General features: G+C 46.1%; 20 protein-coding genes and 4 tRNA genes. 1 reads left to right on the top strand and 23 read right to left on the bottom strand.

Annotation, left to right across the window (positions count from 1 at the left end):
* Window positions 1-10: 10 nt before the first annotated feature.
* From rplW to BM607_RS21225, 21 genes are all read right to left on the bottom strand, one after another.
* On the bottom strand, window positions 11-313 hold the full coding sequence (gene rplW / locus BM607_RS21325) for a 50S ribosomal protein L23 (RefSeq protein ID WP_025008843.1): 303 nt from the start codon (window positions 311-313) through the stop codon (window positions 11-13).
* Window positions 313-918, bottom strand: a complete 606-nt coding sequence (rplD, locus tag BM607_RS21320; RefSeq protein WP_006083599.1) for a 50S ribosomal protein L4 — start codon at window positions 916-918, stop codon at window positions 313-315. The genes rplW and rplD overlap by 1 nt, the downstream gene beginning before the upstream one ends.
* Window positions 919-935: 17 nt before the next feature.
* Window positions 936-1,574 carry a 50S ribosomal protein L3 gene (rplC, locus tag BM607_RS21315; RefSeq protein WP_006083600.1) on the bottom strand — a complete coding sequence of 213 codons (639 nt, stop codon included), beginning with the start codon at window positions 1,572-1,574 and terminating at the stop codon, window positions 936-938.
* A 30-nt stretch (window positions 1,575-1,604) separates the two neighbouring features.
* Window positions 1,605-1,916 (bottom strand): 30S ribosomal protein S10, encoded by a 312-nt coding sequence (gene rpsJ / locus BM607_RS21310; RefSeq protein ID WP_006083601.1) that lies wholly within the window; start codon window positions 1,914-1,916, stop codon window positions 1,605-1,607.
* Between the two features lie 335 nt (window positions 1,917-2,251).
* Window positions 2,252-3,436: an elongation factor Tu gene (tuf, locus tag BM607_RS21305; RefSeq protein WP_087486593.1), complete on the bottom strand. Its 1,185-nt coding sequence runs from the start codon at window positions 3,434-3,436 to the stop codon at window positions 2,252-2,254.
* Window positions 3,437-3,508: 72 nt separating this feature from the next.
* A complete protein-coding gene (gene fusA / locus BM607_RS21300; protein ID WP_006083603.1) occupies window positions 3,509-5,605 on the bottom strand; it encodes an elongation factor G in 2,097 nt (698 codons plus the stop codon).
* A 78-nt stretch (window positions 5,606-5,683) separates the two neighbouring features.
* A complete protein-coding gene (gene rpsG / locus BM607_RS21295; protein WP_006083604.1) occupies window positions 5,684-6,154 on the bottom strand; it encodes a 30S ribosomal protein S7 in 471 nt (156 codons plus the stop codon).
* Between the two features lie 81 nt (window positions 6,155-6,235).
* Entirely contained in the window at window positions 6,236-6,610 is a 375-nt protein-coding gene (rpsL, locus tag BM607_RS21290) for a 30S ribosomal protein S12 (RefSeq protein WP_006083605.1), read from the bottom strand.
* Between the two features lie 179 nt (window positions 6,611-6,789).
* A complete protein-coding gene (gene rpoC, locus BM607_RS21285) occupies window positions 6,790-11,007 on the bottom strand; it encodes a DNA-directed RNA polymerase subunit beta' (protein WP_071940699.1) in 4,218 nt (1,405 codons plus the stop codon).
* Window positions 11,008-11,091: 84 nt separating this feature from the next.
* Window positions 11,092-15,123 (bottom strand): DNA-directed RNA polymerase subunit beta, encoded by a 4,032-nt coding sequence (gene rpoB / locus BM607_RS21280; RefSeq protein ID WP_006083607.1) that lies wholly within the window; start codon window positions 15,121-15,123, stop codon window positions 11,092-11,094.
* A gap of 242 nt (window positions 15,124-15,365) precedes the next feature.
* Window positions 15,366-15,731, bottom strand: coding sequence for a 50S ribosomal protein L7/L12 (rplL, locus tag BM607_RS21275; RefSeq protein WP_012588809.1), 366 nt, complete (start codon window positions 15,729-15,731; stop codon window positions 15,366-15,368).
* Window positions 15,732-15,785: 54 nt separating this feature from the next.
* Window positions 15,786-16,286 carry a 50S ribosomal protein L10 gene (gene rplJ / locus BM607_RS21270; protein WP_006083609.1) on the bottom strand — a complete coding sequence of 167 codons (501 nt, stop codon included), beginning with the start codon at window positions 16,284-16,286 and terminating at the stop codon, window positions 15,786-15,788.
* 268 nt (window positions 16,287-16,554) lie between these two features.
* Window positions 16,555-17,256, bottom strand: a complete 702-nt coding sequence (rplA, locus tag BM607_RS21265) for a 50S ribosomal protein L1 (RefSeq protein ID WP_006083610.1) — start codon at window positions 17,254-17,256, stop codon at window positions 16,555-16,557.
* A 4-nt stretch (window positions 17,257-17,260) separates the two neighbouring features.
* Window positions 17,261-17,689 (bottom strand): 50S ribosomal protein L11, encoded by a 429-nt coding sequence (gene rplK / locus BM607_RS21260; protein WP_006083611.1) that lies wholly within the window; start codon window positions 17,687-17,689, stop codon window positions 17,261-17,263.
* Window positions 17,690-17,816: 127 nt separating this feature from the next.
* Entirely contained in the window at window positions 17,817-18,368 is a 552-nt protein-coding gene (gene nusG, locus BM607_RS21255) for a transcription termination/antitermination protein NusG (RefSeq protein ID WP_006083612.1), read from the bottom strand.
* Between the two features lie 9 nt (window positions 18,369-18,377).
* Complete coding sequence (gene secE / locus BM607_RS21250) at window positions 18,378-18,749, bottom strand: preprotein translocase subunit SecE (RefSeq protein WP_006083613.1); 372 nt, start codon at window positions 18,747-18,749, stop codon at window positions 18,378-18,380.
* Between the two features lie 264 nt (window positions 18,750-19,013).
* Window positions 19,014-20,198, bottom strand: a complete 1,185-nt coding sequence (gene tuf / locus BM607_RS21245; protein WP_071940698.1) for an elongation factor Tu — start codon at window positions 20,196-20,198, stop codon at window positions 19,014-19,016.
* A gap of 117 nt (window positions 20,199-20,315) precedes the next feature.
* Window positions 20,316-20,391 (bottom strand) — tRNA-Thr (locus tag BM607_RS21240).
* Window positions 20,392-20,399: 8 nt separating this feature from the next.
* A tRNA-Gly gene (locus BM607_RS21235) sits at window positions 20,400-20,473 on the bottom strand.
* A 38-nt stretch (window positions 20,474-20,511) separates the two neighbouring features.
* Window positions 20,512-20,596: transfer RNA gene (locus BM607_RS21230), tRNA-Tyr, on the bottom strand.
* Between the two features lie 8 nt (window positions 20,597-20,604).
* Window positions 20,605-20,680 (bottom strand) — tRNA-Thr (locus tag BM607_RS21225).
* Between the two features lie 234 nt (window positions 20,681-20,914).
* On the opposite strand from BM607_RS21225, the gene coaA reads away from it, so the two are divergent.
* Complete coding sequence (coaA, locus tag BM607_RS21220) at window positions 20,915-21,865, top strand: type I pantothenate kinase (protein ID WP_071940711.1); 951 nt, start codon at window positions 20,915-20,917, stop codon at window positions 21,863-21,865.
* A 27-nt stretch (window positions 21,866-21,892) separates the two neighbouring features.
* On the opposite strand, the gene birA is transcribed toward coaA, so the two are convergent.
* Window positions 21,893-22,852 carry a bifunctional biotin--[acetyl-CoA-carboxylase] ligase/biotin operon repressor BirA gene (gene birA, locus BM607_RS21215; protein ID WP_071940712.1) on the bottom strand — a complete coding sequence of 320 codons (960 nt, stop codon included), beginning with the start codon at window positions 22,850-22,852 and terminating at the stop codon, window positions 21,893-21,895.
* Window positions 22,845-23,870 (bottom strand): UDP-N-acetylmuramate dehydrogenase, encoded by a 1,026-nt coding sequence (murB, locus tag BM607_RS21210; RefSeq protein WP_071940713.1) that lies wholly within the window; start codon window positions 23,868-23,870, stop codon window positions 22,845-22,847. The genes birA and murB overlap by 8 nt, the downstream gene beginning before the upstream one ends.
* Window positions 23,871-24,139: the final 269 nt, after the last annotated feature.

The raw sequence follows: 24,139 nt of genomic DNA, 5'->3' as shown, positions 1-24,139 counted from the left end.
TCTCCTTTGCTTACTCAGCGCCGCCGACGAAATCGATGTCAGCACCAGCAGCTAGAGTTACATAGGCTTTTTTCCAATCGCTACGACGACCAGTACGGCCACCAGTGCGTTTAGTTTTGCCTTTGCTTACTAAAGTGCGAACTGAATCAACTTCAACTTCAAATAGCTTAGCAACAGCAGCTTTAATTTCAGCTTTAGTTGCATCGATAGCTACGCGGAAAACAACAGTGTTGTGCTTCTCAGCGTTCACAGTGCTCTTTTCAGAGATGTGTGGAGCGAGAATAACTTTTAGCAAACGTTCTTCGCGGATCATCATGCTAGCATCTCCTCGATTTGCTTCACTGCGTCAGCAGTCACAAGCACAGTGTTGAACGCGATCAGACTAACTGGGTCAAGACCCGCTACGTCACGAACGTCAACTTTGTACAGGTTACGAGCTGCTAAGAATAAGTTCTCATCAACTTCTGCAGTCACAATTAGAACGTCTTCAAGGTTCATTGCTTTCAATTTAGCTTTCAGCTCTTTAGTTTTAGGAGCTTCAACACCGAAAGATTCAACAACAACCAGACGCTCTTGACGTACCAATTCAGACAGAATGCTTTTCAGCGCGCCGCGGTACATCTTTTTGTTAACTTTTTGGCTATGATCTTGGGTTTTAGCAGCGAATGTTACGCCACCGCCACGCCAGATTGGGCCTTTAACAGAACCAGCTCGAGCACGGCCAGTTCCTTTTTGGCGCCAAGGCTTTTTGCCTGAGCCAGTTACTTCCGCACGAGTCTTTTGAGCACGAGTGCCCTGACGCGCGTTTGCAGCGTATGCTACAACTACCTGATGAACCAGTGCCTCGTTAAAGTCACGGCCGAAGGTAGTTTCGGAAACTTCAAGAGCGCTTTGCGCGTCTTTCAATACCAATTCCATTACTATCTCCTCAGACCTTAAGCTTTAACGGCAGGCTTGATAATCAAGTCGCCATTGGTAGCGCCAGGAACAGCGCCACGGACTAGTAGCAGGTTACGCTCAACATCTACACGAACTACAACTAGATTTTGAGTAGTAACACGCTCGGCACCCATATGGCCTGACATTTTTTTGCCTTTGAATACGCGACCAGGCGTTTGGTTCTGACCGATAGAACCATTCGAGCGGTGCGACAAAGAGTTACCGTGAGTCATATCTTGAGTACGGAAGTTCCAACGCTTAACGCCGCCTTGGAAGCCTTTACCTTTTGATTGACCAGTAACATCTACTTTCGCTACGTCAGCGAAAATATCAACATTTAGCTCAGCACCAACTTCAATGCCCTCGCCTTCACCGTCTACCAAACGCATTTCCCACAAACCACGACCGGCTTCAACGCCGCTCTTGGCAAAGTGACCTGCTTCTGGTTTAGTGATGCGATTGGCTTTTTTGGTGCCAGTTGTAACTTGAAGTGCACGGTAGCCGTCAGTTTCTAAAGTTTTCACTTGAGTAACACGGTTGCCTGCAACTTCAATTACAGTAACTGGTATTGAAACACCATCTTCAGTGAAGATGCGAGTCATACCAACTTTACGACCAATAAGACCGATAGCCATCTCTCAAACCTCTTCTTACTAGGATCTCAATTAACCCAAGCTAATCTGTACGTCGACACCAGCCGCAAGATCTAAACGCATTAACGCGTCTACAGTCTTTTCAGTTGGCTCTACGATGTCAACCAGGCGCTTGTGTGTACGTAATTCGTACTGGTCACGAGCATCTTTATTAACGTGCGGAGAGATCAAAATGGTATAACGCTCTTTACGCGTAGGTAGTGGAATTGGACCACGTACTTGAGCGCCTGTACGCTTAGCAGTTTCAACGATTTCCGCTGTAGATTGATCAATTAAGCGATGATCAAATCCCTTTAAGCGGATACGGATTCTTTGGTTCTGCATTGACCAGAGCTCCTAAAATGGACATATAAAAAATCACCCTCTAGCTTCTTCTATATAGAAAAGCAGAGCGAGATGATTTAACCGTTCGACTCCCAATCGGAGCCGCTATGATAATGATTAACTTAAGTGACTAATCATTTAATTCGTCAACCTAGGTCGACGAGGGGGCCATTATACCTATCTAAATCCGGATATCAAGCCCGCTGTGTAAATAGTCATCAAATAACTATTTAACTTCAGAGTGGCGAGCATTTTACACAAATTTGTGGATAAAACCAGCCCCTAAAACAAAAAAGGAAGCCGAAGCTTCCTTTTCAAACTAATCTCTATCGCTATTAAGCAATGATTTTAGCTACTACACCAGCACCTACTGTACGACCACCTTCACGGATTGCGAAGCGTAAACCTTCGTCCATCGCGATTGGGCAAATCAGAGTAACTACCATTTTGATGTTGTCGCCAGGCATTACCATCTCTACGCCTTCTGGCAGTTCGATAGTACCGGTTACGTCAGTTGTACGGAAGTAGAACTGTGGACGGTAGCCTTTGAAGAATGGAGTGTGACGTCCGCCTTCTTCTTTTGACAGAACATAAACTTCTGATTCAAAAGTAGTGTGTGGGTTGATTGAACCTGGTTTAGCCAATACTTGACCACGTTCTACGTCATCACGCTTAGTACCACGTAATAACACACCACAGTTCTCACCTGCACGACCTTCGTCAAGCAGCTTACGGAACATTTCTACGCCAGTACACGTTGTTTTAGTCGTAGTGCGAACACCAACGATTTCAACTTCGTCACCCACTTTAACAATACCACGCTCAACACGGCCAGTTACTACAGTACCACGGCCAGAGATTGAGAATACGTCTTCGATTGGCAGTAGGAACGGCTTATCGATGTCACGTTGTGGTTCTGGAATGTAAGAATCCAGTGCAGCTGCTAATTCAAGAATCTTAGCTTCCCACTCTGGTTGGCCTTCTAGCGCCTTCAGAGCTGAACCTTGGATTACTGGTAAGTCATCACCTGGGAAATCGTATTCTGACAGAAGTTCACGAACTTCCATTTCTACCAATTCCAGTAATTCTTCGTCATCTACCATGTCACATTTGTTCATGAACACGATGATGTACGGTACGCCAACCTGACGAGAAAGCAGGATGTGCTCACGAGTCTGTGGCATTGGACCGTCTGTTGAAGCTACTACTAAAATCGCGCCGTCCATCTGTGCAGCACCAGTGATCATGTTTTTAACATAGTCAGCATGGCCTGGGCAGTCTACGTGTGCGTAGTGACGTGCTGGCGTGTCATATTCGATGTGAGAAGTATTAATTGTAATACCGCGCTCACGCTCTTCTGGAGCGTTATCGATTTGAGAGAAGTCTTTAGCTTCGCCACCGTAGGTCTTAGCCAGTACGTGAGAGATAGCTGCAGTCAGTGTGGTTTTACCATGGTCAACGTGACCAATGGTGCCCACGTTTACGTGAGGCTTAATACGTTCAAATTTAGCTTTTGCCACGATATATTCCTTTCTTTTCAGAATAGTCCAGTCAGTGCTGGACCATAATAACATTTATGTCGTAACTGGATATTAGCTACGAGATTCAATAATCGCTTTTGCAATGTTTTGCGGTGCATCAGAGTACTTCAAAAACTCCATAGAGTATGAAGCGCGACCCTGTGTAGCAGAGCGCAAATCAGTTGCATAACCAAACATTTCAGAAAGAGGCACTACAGCATGGACTATTTTGATGCCACCAAAGCCATCATCCATCCCTTCAATCAAGCCACGACGACGGTTTAAATCACCAACGACGTCACCCATATAATTTTCAGGAGTAGTTACTTCTACTTTCATGCAAGGTTCGAGCAACGCCGGATTCGCTTCAAGCGCACCCTTTTTGAAGCCCATAGAACCTGCAATTTTGAACGCCATCTCATTAGAGTCCACATCATGATATGAACCGTCGAACAGAGTGACCTTCACGTCCAACACAGGGAAGCCAGCGAGAACGCCATTCTTCATCTGTTCTTGGATACCTTTATCAACCGCAGGAATGAATTCACGAGGAATCACACCTCCCACAACTGCATTGACAAATTCGTAACCAGCGCCTTCTTCATTAGGCTCTAGTTTTAACCAAACGTGACCGAATTGTCCACGACCACCTGATTGGCGTACAAATTTACCTTCAGCTTCTACTGATGCTCGGATAGTTTCGCGGTAGGCCACTTGTGGCTTACCTACGTTACATTCAACACCGAATTCGCGACGCATACGGTCGACGATGATGTCTAAGTGTAACTCACCCATACCCGAAATCAGAGTTTGTGATGATTCTTCGTCAGTTTCAACTCGGAATGATGGATCTTCCGCTGCAAGCTTTTGCAACGCGATACCCATTTTGTCCTGGTCGGCTTTTGACTTAGGCTCAACGGCAATGGTAATTACTGGCTCTGGGAACTCCATACGTTCCAAGATCACTCTATGATCGTTATCACAAAGCGTATCACCCGTAGTCACTTCTTTTAGACCAATCGCCGCTGCGATATCACCAGCACGGACTTCTTTCAGTTCAGTACGATCGTTTGCATGCATTTGCACCATACGACCTACGCGTTCACGCTTCTGTTTCACAGAGTTGTAAACGCCCGAACCTGATTCGAGTACGCCTGAGTACACGCGAATAAAGGTCAAAGTTCCTACGAATGGATCTGTAGCAATCTTAAATGCCAATGCAGCAAAAGGCGCATTGTCATCTGATGGGCGCTCTACTTCTTGGTCGTTCTCATCGATGCCCTTAATTGGAGGCACATCAATTGGCGCTGGCAAGAATTCAATCACCGCATCAAGTACCGCTTGAACGCCTTTGTTCTTAAATGCAGAACCACAAGTCGCTAAAACGATTTCATTATTTATAGTACGCTGACGTAGCGCCTTTTTAATCTCGTCTTCTGATAGCGTGCCTTCTTCAAGGTACTTATCCATCAGTTCATCCGAGGATTCGGCGGCTACTTCAACTAGATACTCATGCATTTCAGCCGCTTTAGCCGCTAACTCTGCAGGGATCTCCTCATAAGTGAAAGTCATACCCTGGTCTGATTCATTCCAGTTAATTGCTTTCATCTTGATTAAGTCGATCACGCCTTTGAAGTTTTCTTCTGCACCAATATTCAATTGAATAGGCACACAAGTGGCTCCAAGACGAGTTCTAATTTGCTTCACTACACGTTCAAAGTCTGCACCTGCACGGTCCATCTTGTTGATAAATACTAAGCGTGGAACGCGGTATTTATCAGCTTGACGCCACACTGTTTCTGACTGAGGTTCAACACCAGATGAACCACAGAAAACGACAACAGCGCCGTCGAGGACGCGCAGAGACCGTTCAACTTCAATAGTAAAGTCAACGTGACCAGGGGTATCGATGATATTGATGCGGTGTTCAGTGAATTGAGCATCCATACCACGCCAGAATGTGGTTACCGCAGCCGAGGTGATAGTGATACCACGCTCTTGCTCTTGAACCATCCAGTCTGTGGTAGCGGCGCCGTCATGCACCTCACCGATTTTATGAGACAAACCGGTATAGAACAGAACACGTTCTGTTGTGGTGGTTTTACCTGCGTCAACATGAGCACAAATACCGATATTACGATAACGCTCAATTGGGGTTGTACGAGCCACGATTATACCCTCTCCACCAAGACCTAAGTCTTGGCAATATCAACAACTATGGTGTGGGCCTAAGCCCACACCATCATATTACCAACGGTAATGAGCAAAGGCTTTGTTAGCTTCAGCCATGCGATGCACGTCTTCACGCTTCTTAACAGCAGTACCTTTGTTTTCAGACGCATCCAGCATTTCACCTGCCAGACGTAAAGCCATAGATTTTTCACCACGCTTACGAGCAGCTTCAACTAACCAGCGCATCGCCAGTGCGTTACGACGCACAGGACGAACTTCACATGGTACCTGGTACGTAGAACCACCAACGCGACGAGATTTAACTTCGACTGATGGGCGAACGTTGTCCAGGGCTGCTTCAAGGATAGTCAGATGTGATTCGCTTTTCTTTTCAGCGACAACATCTAGTGCCTTGTAGATAATTTTTTCTGCAGTCGACTTTTTGCCGTCTTGCATAATGACGTTGATGAACTTAGCCAGCAACTCACTGTGAAACTTTGGATCTGGTAGGATTTTACGTTGTCCTACAACGCGACGTCTTGGCATAACAATTCTCCGTATGCTTCAGGGATTTCCAAAACTGGAATTCTCAAAATAAAACTAGCTTGGCCTTACTTAACGGATAAGTTAAGACTTAGGACGCTTAGCACCGTATTTAGAACGGCTTTGGCGACGTGAAGTCACGCCTGCACAGTCTAATGCGCCACGAATAGTGTGATAACGCACACCTGGTAAGTCTTTAACACGACCACCACGGATTAAGATCACGCTATGTTCCTGCAGGTTGTGGCCTTCACCGCCGATGTACGAAGTCACTTCGAAACCGTTAGTTAGACGCACACGAGCTACTTTACGTAGTGCAGAGTTAGGTTTTTTAGGGGTAGTTGTGTACACACGTGTACAAACACCACGTTTTTGCGGGCACGCATTCAACGCAGGCACGTTAGTCTTGTCGACTTTTGGCGCGCGTGGCTTACGTACCAACTGGTTTACAGTTGCCATGTATAGCTCCGAGTCAGTTGAATCAAACTCAACGATAAGGTGTGAAAAATCTATATCCCACAATGGTGGGACGCGGAATTTTAGAAAGGTAATGCCTGACTGTCAAGAAATAGCCAACTTTTGCGGCATATTACAAGAAAAAAGGCGCCATAGGCGCCTTTTTATAACAAACTGATTACTTAATCTTGGCTACCAGCCAGGTTTAAGAGATCGGCCAAGTTCTGTTCGGCTTCACTTGCAGTGATCTTATTCACTACTACAGGTTCGTTTTTCTTCGCACGCGCTTCATTACGAGTCTTGTGATAAGCGTAACCAGTACCGGCTGGGATCAGTCGGCCAACGATAACGTTTTCTTTCAGACCACGTAATTGATCGCTCTTACCACCTACGGCGGCTTCGGTCAGTACGCGCGTAGTTTCTTGGAACGATGCTGCTGAGATAAAGGATTCTGTTGCCAGAGATGCTTTAGTAATACCCAGTAGTTCACGTTCGAAGGTCGCAGGCACTTTACCTTGGGCGATCAGTTCGCGGTTAGCGATCTTCACGCGTGACACTTCAGCTTGTTCCCCTTCGAGGAAGTCAGTGTCACCGGCAGAAGTGATAAGACACTTACGCAGCATCTGACGGATGATCACTTCGATATGCTTATCATTGATCTTCACGCCTTGCAGACGGTAAACGTCCTGTACTTCGTTCACAATGTAGTTTGCTACGTTATGGATACCACGAAGACGCAGAATGTCGTGTGCCGCTTCTGGACCGTCAGCGATAACTTCACCACGTTCGACTTTTTCACCTTCGAACACGTTTAAGTTACGCCACTTAGGGATCATCTCTTCATAATGATCGCCGCCATCAGCAGGTGTAATCACCAAACGACGCTTACCTTTGGTCTCTTTACCAAACGAGATGGTACCAGAGATTTCCGCCAGAATAGCAGGCTCTTTTGGCTTACGCGCTTCGAACAAGTCAGCAACGCGTGGCAGACCACCGGTGATGTCGCGTGTTTTAGACGATTCCTGAGGAATACGAGCTAAAGCGTCACCCACGTTGATTTGCGCGTTATCTTCCAAGTTAACGATCGCACTACCTGGTAAGAAGTACTGTGCTGGTACTTCAGTACCAGGGATCATCAAGTCAGCACCATTAGCGCCAAGCAGACGGATCATTGGGCGCATTTCTTTACCCGCTGTACCACGCTGACCAACGTCAAGGATCACGATTGATGACAGACCCGTTAGTTCGTCTGTTTGACGTGTCATAGTGACACCGTCAATCATGTCTACGAACTTGATACTACCCGCCACTTCAGAAATGATTGGGTGAGTATGTGGATCCCAGTTAGCGATAACATCGCCCGCTTCAACAGCCGCTTCTTCTAGCTTCTCGAGCACAGTACCGTATGGCACTTTATAACGCTCTTTCTCACGACCCAGCTCGTCAATAACGGCCAGTTCAGAAGAACGAGAAACGATAACCAATTTGCCGTCACTGTTAGTAACATGCTTAGCATTATGCAGTTTCAATGAACCCGAGTTTTTCACTTGGACATTGTTTTCTGCAGACGCTCTTGATGCCGCACCACCGATATGGAACGTACGCATCGTTAACTGTGTACCTGGTTCACCGATAGATTGTGCTGCCACAACACCGATTGCTTCACCGTGGTTAATGATATGACCACGAGCCAAGTCACGACCGTAACAGGCTGCACACACACCGAAATCGGTATCACAAGAAATAACAGAACGTACAATCACTTCGTCGATTGAATATTCTTCTAACTTGTCACACCAGGCTTCGTCGAGTAGCGTGTTACGTGGTGCGAGTACGTCTTCAGTGCCTGGATAGAACACATCAAGCGCAACCACACGACCCAGTACGCGTTCACGTAACGGCTCAACCACATCACCACCTTCAATCAGCGGCTTCATGGTTAGACCTTCGTGAGTACCACAATCGTCTTCGATAACCACTAAATCTTGTGCAACGTCTACAAGACGACGAGTCAGGTAACCCGAGTTCGCTGTCTTCAATGCCGTATCGGCTAGACCTTTACGCGCACCGTGAGTAGAAATAAAGTACTGGAGTACGTTTAGACCTTCACGGAAGTTAGCGGTAATTGGCGTTTCGATGATTGAGCCGTCTGGCTTAGCCATCAGACCACGCATACCCGCCAACTGACGGATCTGTGCGGCACTACCACGAGCGCCTGAGTCAGCCATCATATAGATGCTGTTAAACGAGGCTTGTTTCTCTTCAACACCATCACGGTTAATCACTGTCTCAGTTGACAGGTTTTCCATCATAGCTTTAGAAACTTTTTCGTTGGCACTTGCCCAGATATCGATAACTTTGTTGTAACGCTCACCGGCTGTAACTAGACCAGATTGGAACTGCTCTTGAATTTCAAGAACTTCCGCTTCTGCATCAGCAACTAAGGTGTATTTCTCGTTTGGAATAACCATGTCATCGATACCTACAGAGGCACCAGAGATGGTTGCAAAACGGAAACCGGTATACATCAATTGGTCAGCGAAGATAACAGTATCTTTCAGACCCAGTTGACGATAACAAGTGTTCAACAATTTAGAGATCTGCTTTTTGCCCATGTTCTGGTTAACCAGATCAAATGACAAACCTGCTGGCAGAATAAGTGACAGCAGAGCACGACCCACAGTCGTATCAACGATACGGCGTTGTTCAGTACGTTCACCAGTGTCACCAATAATGGTTTCAGTGATACGTACTTTAACGCGGGCATGCAGTTCAGCAGCGCCAGTTGCGTAAGCTTTTTCAACTTCAGCAACAGACATAAATGCCATACCTTCACCACGGCCGTTAATACGTTCACGGCTGGTGTAGTACAGACCCAATACCACGTCTTGAGACGGTGTGATAACAGGCTCGCCGTTAGCTGGAGACAGGATGTTGTTGGTAGACATCATCAGGGCACGGGCTTCAAGCTGCGCTTCCAGTGTTAACGGTACGTGTACCGCCATTTGGTCACCGTCGAAGTCGGCGTTGTATGCCGCGCAAACGAGTGGGTGTAACTGGATTGCTTTACCTTCAATCAGTACTGGTTCGAACGCTTGGATACCCAGTCTGTGCAGTGTTGGTGCACGGTTGAGCATCACTGGATGTTCGCGGATCACTTCATCCAGAACGTCCCATACTTCCGCCACTTCACGCTCAACCATCTTCTTAGCTGCTTTGATGGTAGTAGCTAAGCCACGACCTTCTAGCTTGCCATAGATGAATGGCTTGAACAGTTCCAGTGCCATCTTCTTAGGAAGACCACATTGGTGCAGACGTAGAGTAGGACCTACGGTAATTACCGAACGACCAGAATAGTCGACGCGCTTACCCAATAAGTTCTGACGGAAACGACCTTGCTTACCTTTGATCATATCAGCCAAAGATTTCAGAGGACGTTTGTTAGAACCGGTAATAGCACGACCACGACGACCGTTATCTAATAGCGCATCAACAGACTCTTGTAACATACGCTTTTCGTTGCGTACGATAATGTCTGGCGCAGCTAAATCTAACAGACGCTTCAAACGGTTGTTACGGTTGATCACGCGGCGATACAGGTCGTTAAGATCTGAAGTCGCGAAGCGGCCGCCATCGAGCGGTACCAGCGGACGTAAGTCAGGTGGTAAAACAGGCAGTACTTTTAAGATCATCCACTCAGGCTTGTTGCCTGAAGTGTAGAATGCTTCCATCAGCTTAAGACGTTTAGTCACTTTCTTGCGACGAGTCTCAGAGTTGATTGAAGGTAATTCTTCACGCATTTGTTCGATTTCTTTCGCTAAATCGATAGCACGTAACAGTTCAAGCACTGCTTCGGCACCCATCTTAGCTTCGAACTCATCACCGTATTCTTCTAATGCATCCAGATAAGTTTCTTCTGTCAGCATTTGGCCACGTTCAAGGCTGGTCATGCCAGGCTCGATCACGACAAATGATTCAAAATACAGTACGCGTTCGATATCACGCAGCGTCATATCCAGCATTAAGCCAATACGTGACGGAAGTGATTTTAAGAACCAAATGTGCGCAACTGGGCTAGCCAGTTCGATGTGACCCATACGCTCACGACGTACTTTAGTTTGGGTTACTTCAACGCCACACTTTTCACAAATAACACCACGGTGCTTCAAACGTTTGTACTTACCGCACAAACATTCGTAATCTTTGACTGGGCCAAAGATACGCGCACAGAACAGACCTTCACGCTCAGGCTTGAAGGTACGGTAGTTGATGGTTTCTGGCTTCTTAACTTCACCAAAAGACCAAGAACGGATCAGATCAGGCGATGCCAGACCAATTTTGATGCCGTTAAATTCTTCAGTCTTGCTTTGCTGTTTCAGAAACTTTAATAAGTCTTTCACGTTTCTCTCCTGAAGGAGTTAAACCGGGTGCTCCGCTCGCACGGAGCACCATTCTGTTTGCCAAACGCGGCTAAAGGCCTGCGCTTATGCCTGATCCAACTCGATATTAATACCGAGTGAACGGATCTCCTTCAGTAACACGTTGAAGGACTCTGGCATGCCAGGTTGCATCTGATGGTTACCGTCGACGATGTTCTTATACATCTGAGTACGACCGTTAACGTCATCCGATTTAACAGTGAGCATTTCTTGAAGCGTATAAGCGGCACCGTATGCTTCTAGTGCCCACACTTCCATCTCACCGAAACGCTGACCACCGAACTGAGCTTTACCGCCCAGTGGTTGTTGAGTCACTAAGCTGTACGAACCGGTAGAACGGGCGTGCATCTTGTCATCAACTAAGTGGTTCAGTTTGAGCATGTACATGTAACCAACAGTTACTTGACGCTCAAATTCGTTACCGGTACGACCATCAAACAACTTCAACTGACCAGAGGTTGGCAAACCTGCAAGTTCAAGCATCTGCTTGATCTCTTTCTCTTTAGCACCATCGAATGCAGGAGTTGCAATCGGGATACCGCCTTTCAGGTTAGTCGCAAGACGTAATACTTCATCATCAGTGAATGAATCGATATCGACGCGCTGTTGCACTTCGTCACCTAATTCATAAACTTGTTTGATGTAGCCACGAACTTCAGCCAGCTCACGCTGTTCTTCAAGCATCGCAGTGATCTTGTTACCAATACCTTTGGCAGCGGCGCCCATATGGACTTCAAGTACCTGACCAATGTTCATACGTGATGGAACACCTAGTGGGTTCAATACGATGTCTACTGGGTTACCTTGTTCGTCATACGGCATGTCTTCGATTGGGCAAATCTTAGAGATAACACCCTTGTTACCGTGACGACCCGCCATCTTGTCACCAGGTTGGATAGTACGCTTAACCGCTAAGTAAACCTTAACAATCTTGAGTACGCCTGGAGCCAAGTCATCACCTTGGGTGATCTTGCGACGTTTGATTTCAAACTTCTTATCGAAGTCAGCTTTCAGCTCTTCATGCTGTTCAGCCAATTGCTCAAGTTCAGTTTGTTTAGTTTCATCGTCAATGACTTGAATCAAAACATCTTTACGTGGCAAGGCAGCAATTTGCGCGTCAGTGAAACCAGCACCGATTAACAAGTTACGCGCACGGCTCAATACACCTTCTTCAAGGATCTTGAACTCTTCACCTAAGTCTTTACGAGCTTGGGCAATGTGCATCTCTTCGATTTCAACTGCACGCTTGTCTTTCTCAACGCCGTCACGGGTAAATACCTGAACGTCGATGATAGTACCCTTAACAGAGTTAGGTACACGCAGTGAACTGTCTTTAACGTCAGACGCTTTCTCACCGAAGATAGCTCGCAATAACTTCTCTTCTGGCGTTAGCTGTGTTTCGCCTTTTGGCGTCACTTTACCAACCAGAATATCGCCGCCCTTCACTTCTGCACCAATGTAAACGATACCTGACTCGTCGAGTTTCGACAGAGCAGACTCACCTACGTTTGGAATATCAGCCGTGATTTCTTCGCTACCCAACTTAGTATCACGAGCAATACAAGACAGCTCCTGAATGTGGATAGTAGTGAAGCGGTCTTCTTGCGCTACGCGCTCAGAAATTAAGATCGAATCTTCGAAGTTGTAACCGTTCCAAGGCATGAACGCGATACGCATGTTCTGGCCAAGGGCTAAGTCACCTAAGTCAGTAGACGGACCGTCTGCTAACACGTCACCGCGAACCACTGGCTCACCAACTGAACAACAAGGACGTTGGTTGATACAAGTGTTTTGGTTAGAACGGGTGTACTTAGTCAGGTTATAAATGTCGATACCGGCTTCGCCTGGGCGTAGCTCATCTTCATTTACCTTAACAACGATTCGGCTCGCATCAACGTAGTCTACAAAACCACCACGCTTAGCAACAACCACAACACCTGAGTCAACAGCAAGAGTACGTTCAATACCAGTACCTACTAGCGGCTTTTCAGAGCGCAGTGTTGGTACGGCTTGACGTTGCATGTTCGCACCCATCAATGCACGGTTAGCATCATCGTGTTCTAAGAACGGAATGAGCGACGCAGCAACAGAAATGATCTGTTGTGGCGAAACGTCCATATACTGGATGTCAGCAGCGCGCATAAAGGTAGATTCACCTTTATGACGACAAGCAATTTGCTCTTCTGCCATACGACCGTTCGCATCAATTTCAATGTTCGCCTGTGCAATCACATAACGACCTTCTTCGATTGCTGACAAGTATTCCACTTCGTCAGTAATCACGCCGTCGATAACCTTGCGGTATGGCGTTTCAAGGAAGCCGTATGAGTTAGTACGGGCAAAGCTTGCTAATGAGTTGATTAGACCAATGTTTGGACCTTCAGGGGTCTCAATTGGACATAAACGACCATAATGCGTTGGATGTACGTCGCGGACTTCGAAGCCTGCACGTTCACGAGTCAAACCACCTGGGCCAAGAGCAGAAATACGACGCTTATGCGTTACTTCTGATAGCGGGTTGTTTTGGTCCATGAATTGTGACAGCTGAGAAGAACCGAAGAACTCTTTCACTGCAGCAGAAATTGGCTTAGCGTTGATCAAGTCTTGTGGCATCAGCTCGTTCAGATCGCCTAATGATAGACGTTCACGCACGGCGCGCTCAACACGGACCAAACCTACGCGGAATTGGTTTTCAGCCATTTCACCGACGCTACGAATACGACGGTTGCCTAAGTGATCGATATCATCGACTTCGTCGAAACCGTTACGGATATGAATGATGTTCTTCATTACCGCGACGATGTCTTCTTTAGACAATACACCGCTACCTTCGTCATCAGGAATGCTGAGACGACGGTTGAACTTCATACGACCGACTTTAGACAGGTCATAACGCTCTTCACTGAAGAACAAGTTCTGGAATAGTGCTTCGGCAGCATCTTTGGTTGGTGGCTCGCCAGGACGCATCATACGATAGATCTCAACCAGCGCTTCTAAGCGGTTAGTGGTTGAATCGATACGCAGCGTATCTGAAATATAAGCACCATGATCTAGCTCGTTGATATACAACGTGCTGAGTTCTTTAATACCGGCCAATGATAATTTAGCCAGATCTTCTAGGCTAATTTCACTGTTGGCAGAGACTAAAACTTCACCCGTGTCCGGATCGATATAATCTTGAGCAGCATACTTGCCCACGATATATTCAACTGGCACTTCGAGCTCAGTGGTATTGGTTTTTTCTAATTGGCGAATGTGGCGCGCAGTGATACGACGACCGGCTTCAACCAATACAGAACCTTCAGCATCCTTGATGTCATAGCTGGCAGTCTCGCCACGCAGACGCTCAGGAACCAAAGCCATAACCAGAGTATCTTTCTTGATCTTGAACTCAACGCGTTCAAAGAACAGATCGAGGATCTCTTGAGTAGAATATTCTAATGCACGTAACATGATGGTCGCAGGCAATTTGCGGCGACGGTCAATACGCACAAATAGTGCATCTTTAGGATCGAATTCAAAGTCAAGCCATGAACCACGGTAAGGAATAATACGTGCGTTATACAGCACCTTACCTGATGAGTGGGTTTTACCACGGTCATGATCAAAGAACACGCCTGGAGAACGATGTAATTGAGATACGATTACACGCTCAGTACCGTTGATAACAAAAGTACCGTTATCCGTCATCAATGGGATATCACCCATGTAGACTTCTTGTTCTTTAATATCTTTTACTGTGCCCGCCGCTGCTTCACGGTCATACAACACCATGCGTAATTTAACGCGTAGTGGAGCTGAGTACGTAACACCACGGATCTGACACTCTTTCACATCAAAAACAGGCTCGCCAAGCTTATAGCTGACGTATTGCAGTTCTGAATTACCAGAAAAGCTCTTGATGGGAAAAACGCTACGGAAGGCGGCTTCTAAACCGCGCTCACCGGTAGGATCTTGATCGGTGAACTTCTTAAAAGAGTCTAGCTGGATAGACAATAAATAAGGGATATCCAAAACTTTTGGACGCTTACCAAAGTCTTTGCGAATACGCTTCTTTTCAGAATAGGAGTAAACCATGGGTTTCCTCTGCTTACGAGATGTGACCAAGACTGAATAAATAACTTATGTTATTAAATTCAGCACGTTTGCCCATCACCGTTGATGGCAAGAACCTAACCAGTAATCTCTGCTAGGGACTGCAAAATTTGGCGACAAACGGTGAAAAAAAATCGCCAGCGCATATAGCGCAAAAAAGGCCGACGGTTAAAAAACCGCCAGCCTCCACCCAAGTGGCTTGGGTGAGCAAGCTAAATAATAGCTTACTTGATTTCTACAGAAGCACCAGCTTCAGTAAGTTCTTTCTTCAGAGCTTCAGCTTCTTCTTTAGAAACGCCTTCTTTAACTGCTACTGGAGCAGCTTCAGACATAGCTTTAGCTTCTTTCAGGCCTAGACCAGTTGCGCTACGGATAGCTTTAATTACTGCAACTTTGTTGTCGCCGTGAGCAGTCAGAACTACGTTGAATTCTGTTTGTTCTTCAACAACAGCAGCTTCAGCACCGCCAGAAACAACAGCAGCAGCAGCAGAAACGCCGAACTTCTCTTCCATTGCTTCAATTAGTTCAACAACTTCCATTACAGACATAGCTGCAAAGGCTTCTAAGATTTGGTCTTTAGTGATAGACATAACAAATGTTTCCTATTGTTCTGAATTCAATTTTATTAAGCAGCCAGCTTGAAATTAAGCGGCTTCTTGTTTTTGATCGCGCAGGGCGGCCAGTGTACGAACGAACTTGCCAGCAGATGCTTCTTTCATAGTCATCATTAACTGAGCTAGTGCTTCTTCGTATGTTGGCAGTTTCGCCAAACGATCAATTTCAGCTGCAGGGATGAAATTCCCTTCAAAGGCTGCGCCTTTAACTTCGAAGTTAGCTTGTTCTTTAGCAAAGTCTTTTAACAGACGTGCTGCAGCACCTGGGTGCTCTAAAGAAAAAGCGATCAAAGTTGGGCCAGTGAACGTCTCTGCTAGGCACTCAAAAGCAGTACCTTCAACAGCACGACGAGCCAATGTGTTACGTACTACACGTACATATACACCAGCTTCGCGAGCTTTTTTACGCAGACCGGTCATAGCACCTACAGTCACACCGCGAGAATCAGCGGCAACTGCAGATAGCGCACCTTTGGCAGCTTCGTTGACTTCAGCAACAATCGCTTTTTTGTCTTCGAGTCTTAATGCCATTGGCTTTACTCCTGGATTCTACCTAGGGTATTCCCTAGTATTTACCATACTAAATACTTATGTATTTAGTGACTTACGGTGCAGATTATCCAGTAAAAAAATTTAGCTGGGGCCTGACACCGTCTACGCAGGAAATTAAGTTATTTTTACAAAAAACACCTGCGGTCTTGGACGGAAACCTGAGTTAAACACCGCTAAAACGGAGGATAAAACAGGCTTCAACCCACAAAGTGCGCGCATTGTAGACTAATGCACGCGCTTTGTAAAATTATACGGTTGTTTCAAGCGTAGCTTGATCAACTGCAACACCTGCACCCATAGTGGTAGAGATGCTGATCTTTTTCACGAAAATGCCTTTAGCAACTGCAGGCTTAGCCTTTTTCAGTGCTGACACTAACGCTTCCAAGTTTTCTTTCAATTGAACTGGTGTGAAATCCACTTTACCGATAGTAGTGTGGATAATACCGTTCTTGTCGTTACGGTAACGAACTTGACCAGCCTTGGCATTCTTAACAGCTTCAGCAACGTTTGGCGTTACTGTACCTGTTTTAGGGTTAGGCATTAAACCACGTGGGCCTAAGATTTGACCTAACATACCAACAACGCGCATTGCATCTGGAGATGCGATAACCACGTCAAAGTTCATTTCACCGGCTTTGATTTTCTCAGCCAGATCATCCATACCAACTAGCTCAGCGCCAGCTGCTTTAGCAGCTTCAGCATTTGCACCTTGTGTAAATACTGCAACGCGAACGTCACGACCAGTACCGTGTGGCAACACTGTTGCACCACGAACGTTTTGGTCAGATTTACGTGGGTCGATACCCAGGTTAACTGCTACGTCTACACTTTCAACGAATTTTGCAGTTGCTAATTCTTTTAACAGAGCAACAGCTTCGTTGATATCGTAGCTTTTAGTACCGTCAACTTTCTCGCGAATTACGCGCATGCGTTTAGTTAGCTTTGCCATTATATTAATCCTCTACAACCAAACCCATTGAACGCGCAGTACCTTCGATTGAGCGAGTCATCGCTTCAATGTCAGCACCAGTCATATCGGCAGCTTTAAGTTCAGCAATTTCTTGAACTTTAGCGCGAGCGATAGTACCCACTTTCTGAGTGTTTGGACGTGGAGAACCTGATTTCAGGCCTGCAGCAGTCTTCAGTAAGTAAGACGCTGGAGAAGTCTTGGTTTCAAAAGTGAATGAACGGTCACTGTATACAGTGATCACGACTGGAATAGGCATGCCTTTTTCCATTTTTTCTGTACGGGCGTTAAACGCTTTACAGAATTCCATGATGTTCACACCTTTTTGACCCAAAGCTGGACCAACTGGTGGTGACGGGTTCGCAGAACCTGATTTTACTTGTAGCTTAATATAAGCATCAATCTTCTTTGCCATCTGACATTTCCTCAGTTTGGGTTCAAACGCGCATCAGCGACATGCTGAAGTGCTCCCCCGAAAACAACGGGGACGAATTATATAGAAATTCGCCCCCGTTGCCAAACGGATTTTGTATTTTATTTAATCAGCCTTTTTCAACTTGACTGAAATCAAGTTCAACAGGCGTAGAACGACCAAAGATCATTACTGATACTTTTACGCGGCTCTTGTCATAATCCACTTCTTCAACGGTACCGTTAAAGTCAGCAAATGGACCATCACACACACGAACCAATTCACCTGGCTCAAATATGGTTCTATGAGTCGGTGACGCTGTCGTTTCTTGTAAGCGACGCAGAATTGCATCCGCTTCTTTATCTGAAATTGGGGCAGGACGATCAGACGTTCCGCCAATAAAGCCTAAAACACGCGGGATGCTTTTGACTAAATGCCAGCTGTCATCGTTCATTTCCATCTGGACTAACACATAGCCAGGGAAAAATTTACGTTCGCTCTTGCGACGCTGACCTGCACGCATTTCAATGACTTCTTCAGTCGGAACCAATACTTCACCGAAGTATTCTTCCATGCCGTGCATCTTAATGTATTCAATCAGTGACTTACAAACTCGGCCTTCATAGCCTGAGAATGCCTGCACTACATACCATCTTTTTTTAGCTTCTTTAGCTTCAGTCATTCGAGGTGCCTATACGCCAGTGATAAAATTGACAATTCGCATTAACACAGCATCCATACCCCAAAGGATAAGAGCTAAGATACCTGTTGCTGCAAGGACAATAAAAGTGGTGTTTAGCGCTTCTTGACGCGTCGGCCATACAACCTTGCGCACTTCGATATGCGCTTCACGGGCAAAAGCTAACGCTTTTTTACCTTTTACAGTCTGGAGCGCAATAAAACCAGCAATAGCGAATGCAACGATAACACTAAGCGCACGTATGACGGCACTGGCTTCGCTATACATTTGATTGCCAATAACAGCAGCGGCTAGCAATACAATCACTAAACCCCACTTCACGATATCCAGAGAATTGTTCTGGTTTTCAGTATTTGTTGTCATCGGTTTTTCCGTTACTCAATACGGCCTGAGCTTAGAGCACATTAATTGACGGGCATAATTCCCACATCATACTCTGCATTTCCGAACACCCTTAGAAACGCAAAATAGCATAAGCTCAGGGTCAAAAATCGGCCATAGATTGTATTCTTATTCGACTTTGTAAGCAAGGATGCGAATCCCATGCAAACCACAAAACCTATGAAATAATCCACTTAAACAAAAAAGGAAGCCGAAGCTTCCTTTTCAAACTAATCTCTATCGCTATTAAGCAATGATTTTAGCTACTACACCAGCACCTACTGTACGACCACCTTCACGGATTGCGAAGCGTAAACCTTCGTCCATCGCGATTGGGCAAATCAGAGTAACTACCATTTTGATGTTGTCGCCAGGCATTACCATCTCTACGCCTTCTGGCAGTTCGATAGTACCGGTTACGTCAGTTGTACGGAAGTAGAACTGTGGACGGTAGCCTTTGAAGAATGGAGTGTGACGTCCGCCTTCTTCTTTTGACAGAACATAAACTTCTGATTCAAAAGTAGTGTGTGGGTTGATTGAACCTGGTTTAGCCAATACTTGACCACGTTCTACGTCATCACGCTTAGTACCACGTAATAACACACCACAGTTCTCACCTGCACGACCTTCGTCAAGCAGCTTACGGAACATTTCTACGCCAGTACACGTTGTTTTAGTCGTAGTGCGAACACCAACGATTTCAACTTCGTCACCCACTTTAACAATACCACGCTCAACACGGCCAGTTACTACAGTACCACGGCCAGAGATTGAGAATACGTCTTCGATTGGCAGTAGGAACGGCTTATCGATGTCACGTTGTGGTTCTGGAATGTAAGAATCCAGTGCAGCTGCTAATTCAAGAATCTTAGCTTCCCACTCTGGTTGGCCTTCTAGCGCCTTCAGAGCTGAACCTTGGATTACTGGTAAGTCATCACCTGGGAAATCGTATTCTGACAGAAGTTCACGAACTTCCATTTCTACCAATTCCAGTAATTCTTCGTCATCTACCATGTCACATTTGTTCATGAACACGATGATGTACGGTACGCCAACCTGACGAGAAAGCAGGATGTGCTCACGAGTCTGTGGCATTGGACCGTCTGTTGAAGCTACTACTAAAATCGCGCCGTCCATCTGTGCAGCACCAGTGATCATGTTTTTAACATAGTCAGCATGGCCTGGGCAGTCTACGTGTGCGTAGTGACGTGAAGGCGTGTCATATTCGATATGAGAGGTATTGATTGTAATACCGCGCTCACGCTCTTCTGGAGCGTTATCGATTTGAGAGAAGTCTTTAGCTTCGCCACCGTAGGTCTTAGCCAGTACGTGAGAGATAGCTGCAGTCAGTGTGGTTTTACCATGGTCAACGTGACCAATGGTGCCCACGTTTACATGGGGCTTAATACGTTCAAATTTAGCTTTAGCCATGGTAATGCCTCAGTCCAAGAATCTTGGTGATGAAAACTAACATATAGAAAAAATCCGATGCATTAAAATGACATCGAACCGATTATGTTTAGGCGTAGGAGCTAAATTTAGAGAGGCTGGTGCTGATAGGCAGATTCGAACTGCCGACCTCACCCTTACCAAGGGTGTGCTCTACCAACTGAGCCATATCAGCAACTAATTTGGAGCGGACAGCGGGAATCGAACCCGCGTTATCAGCTTGGAAGGCTGGAGTAATACCATTATACGATGTCCGCGCAACCTAACTAAGGCTACCTAACTACCTAGAAAAAAGTGGTGGAGGGAGAAGGATTCGAACCTTCGAAGGCTGAGCCGTCAGATTTACAGTCTGATCCCTTTGGCCACTCGGGAACCCCTCCACAGAAAATGGTGCCGGCACCAAGAGTCGAACTCGGGACCTACTGATTACAAGTCAGTTGCTCTACCAACTGAGCTATGCCGGCATATCATTTCGGAACGGGATATTAGGTAAATGCGCTCTCAAGTGCAAGTAAAAAACGTCCATTTACGTAAAAAAAGCGCTTGAACGGTGTTTTTTTACACGTTATCCAACTTTGACGACCAATTAAACAGCGAATACATCAAACGACGACGGAAACACGACTGCAATCACCCATTTAGTATTGTTCCGAATAATCTCATAGTGTACTGTGCCTTTCCTAAGCTGAGGAAAGCCAATGACTTCTAAAAATTCAATTCAAAAAGCACTCTATCTCGCCTTTGAGCGCCTGCAATGGTCTGAGTTACGAGATTCAGTGCCGCTGACGCTGAGTGAGCAAGACTTGGAAAACCTTAGAGGCATAAATGAGAAGATTTCCTTATCGGAAGTCACTGATATTTATCTCCCCCTTAGCCGGCTACTCAATTTGATCGTCAAAGCTAAACAGCAACGTGGCTTAGTGGTTGATGAGTTCCTTGGCCAAAAGCCATCAAGAAGCCCTTACATCATTAGTATTGCCGGCAGTGTCGCCGTCGGTAAAAGTACCACAGCGCGTATCTTGCAAGCCTTGCTACAGCATTGGCCTGAGCACCCTAAGGTCGATCTCGTCACAACGGATGGCTTTTTGTATCCGCTGGCAGACTTGAAACGTAAAGGTTTGTTACAACGTAAGGGATTTCCGGAAAGCTACGATATGAAAATGCTGGTTGAGTTTATCTCAGCAGTAAAATCTGGCCAACCCCATGTGAAAGCCCCTATCTATTCACATGTCACCTATGACCGAGTGAAGAATCAGCACCAAACCGTTTCTCAGCCAGACATCTTAATTTTGGAAGGCTTGAATGTATTGCAGACTGGGCTAGACTCCCCCGTCGATACCCGTCGTCCTTTTGTCTCCGATTTTGTCGACTTTTCTATTTATGTCGATGCGGAAGAGCCGTTACTCAAACAATGGTACAAAGAACGCTTCTTGCAATTCCGCTCTGGCGCCTTCAGTGACAAGAAATCCTATTTCCATCACTATTCGTCGCTAACCGATGATGAAGCCAATACCATTGCCGCCAATATTTGGGACACGATTAACGGTCCCAACCTGCAATTGAATATTCAGCCGACCCGTGAAAGGGCGCATTTGATCCTACAGAAAGGTCAGGATCATTTGATGTCCCACGTACTGATGCGCAAATAGTCTTCTGTAAAATAGTCTCTTGGGTGCTTAGCGTGCCCTTAAGCTAATTTCGCCGCCGATAAATGCTTGCACACCGTCGGCGGTTTCGAGCAATACCGCACCCTGCTCATCAACACCGCGACAAATCCCTTCGACAGACTTTTCACCCATAAGCAAACGTATTTCACGGCCATAAAATAAGTCTGCCGCTTGCCAACGAGCCTTGAATGTAGCTAATCCTTCACGTTCAAATAGCTGGATATCGCGCTTCAGTTGCTTCTGTAATTCGATAACAAGCGCAGTCTTATCTGGCATATCGACCAACTCTGACAGGTCACTCCAAGGCTGATCGATACCTTTGCCTTGCTCCTCTGACATCGCCATATTAACGCCAACACCAATGATCAGCTGGCACTGACTATCCGCCTGTCCCGACATTTCAATCAAGATCCCAGCAAGCTTCTTGTTATCCAAATAGATATCATTCGGCCACTTAACCCCAATATTCTCGACCCCAAACGATTTAAGCACTTCAACGAGAGTGCACGCCACCACTAAACTTAGACCCATGGCCTGTGCCATTCCCTGCGGGAATGTCCAAAAAAATGAGAAGTACAAGTGATGCCCATAGGGTGACACCCAAGTTCGACCTCGGCGACCGCGACCTGCAGATTGATACTCTGCCACGCACACATCGCCATTTTTTAGCTCAGTGGTATGGCTAAGCATAAAGCCGTTGGTACTTGCTATCTCATCAAAATAAAAACAACGGTTATCAATTGACTGCACTAAACGTGAAGCATCAATCAAAGAGATGGGATTGGCTAACTTATAGCCGCGACCTTTAACGCTATAAATTGCTACGCCATAGGTTTCTAACGCATCAATGTGCTTATTTACAGCGGCGCGCGAAATCCCAAGTTCAGTGGCTAACTGCTCGCCTGAAACAAATTGACCGCTAGACAATAACGCTAATATCTGGCGCTTTCTTCCCCAATTATCAGACATACAAATCTCCTTCACCGTTAGCGCCCATGATTCTAGGTTCCGCTTCTAGCACAACACCAAATTTATCCTGTACTTGCGCAATAACATGCAGCGCTAAGCGACAAATATCGCGCCCCGTTGCCCCGCCTCGATTCACTAATACCAAAGCTTGTTTGTCATGCACAGCCGCATTACCAAGCACAAAACCTTTCAGTCCCGCTTGTTCAATCAACCAACCTGCCGCCAATTTCACCGTCGCATCCGCTTGTGCGTAACCCACTATCGTCGGAAAACGCTGTGCTAAATCTAGATAACAGGCCGCGCTAACAATAGGATTTTTAAAGAAACTGCCTGCATTGCCGAGCACAGCAGGATCGGGGAGCTTTTCACTGCGCACTTGGCATACGCGATTAAAAATTTCACGCGCAGTGACGGTTGCAGCATCAAACGATTGCAATGGGCCATAGGCCAAACGCGGTTGCCACCTTTTAACTAAGCGCAGTCCGACAGCTGTCACTACGGCAAGATTGCGCAATTTGTCTTTGAAAATAGACTCACGGTAAGCAAATTGACACTCAGCTGTACTTATACGCACAAACTCACCTGAGGGTAAATCAAGATACTCAACCCAATCACACACATCACAGAGTTCAACACCATAAGCGCCAATATTCTGGATAGGTGCTGCGCCAACCGTTCCAGGAATTAACGCCATATTTTCCAGCCCAAACATGCCATGCTCGAGCGTAAACTGAATTAACTCGTGCCAATTCTCACCCGCCTCAACCTCGAGATAAAATGCTTCTCCGTCTTCAGATACTTTTATCCCCTTCGATAAAATCCTGACAACTGTACCGTTAAAGTCCTCTGTGAAGACCAGATTGCTACCGCCACCAAGCACCAACATAGGCAATTGCTGTTGCCATAGTGGCAAACACATCGCCTGAACAGTTTCTTTTGAGTGCGCCTCAACAAGATCGGCGCAAGACTGGGCTAAACCAAAGGAATTAAACGATTTAAGGCTATGAGATAGAGACATGTGTTTGATCAATGACGACAAAAACACATTGTAACTGCTAAAAGCGAGGATTGCAGCTAACGCGGAGGACACGTATTGATGAAATAGTCATCGTGGAGTGGGTATTTAGGCGAAAAATCACGCTGAATTTCACAAATTGCAGACGCAAAAAATCCAGCTTATTCAGCTGGCTTCGTTACATCTCAATGAGATAATTAGGCGCTTGGCGATGACCTACTCTCACATGGGGAGACCCCACACTACCATCGGCGCGTTTGCGTTTCACTTCT

Origin of the sequence: Shewanella sp. SACH, from assembly GCF_001887095.2 — a bacterium.
GTDB classification, from domain to species: domain Bacteria; phylum Pseudomonadota; class Gammaproteobacteria; order Enterobacterales; family Shewanellaceae; genus Shewanella; species Shewanella baltica.
This window is presented reverse-complemented; position numbering and strand designations above follow the sequence as displayed.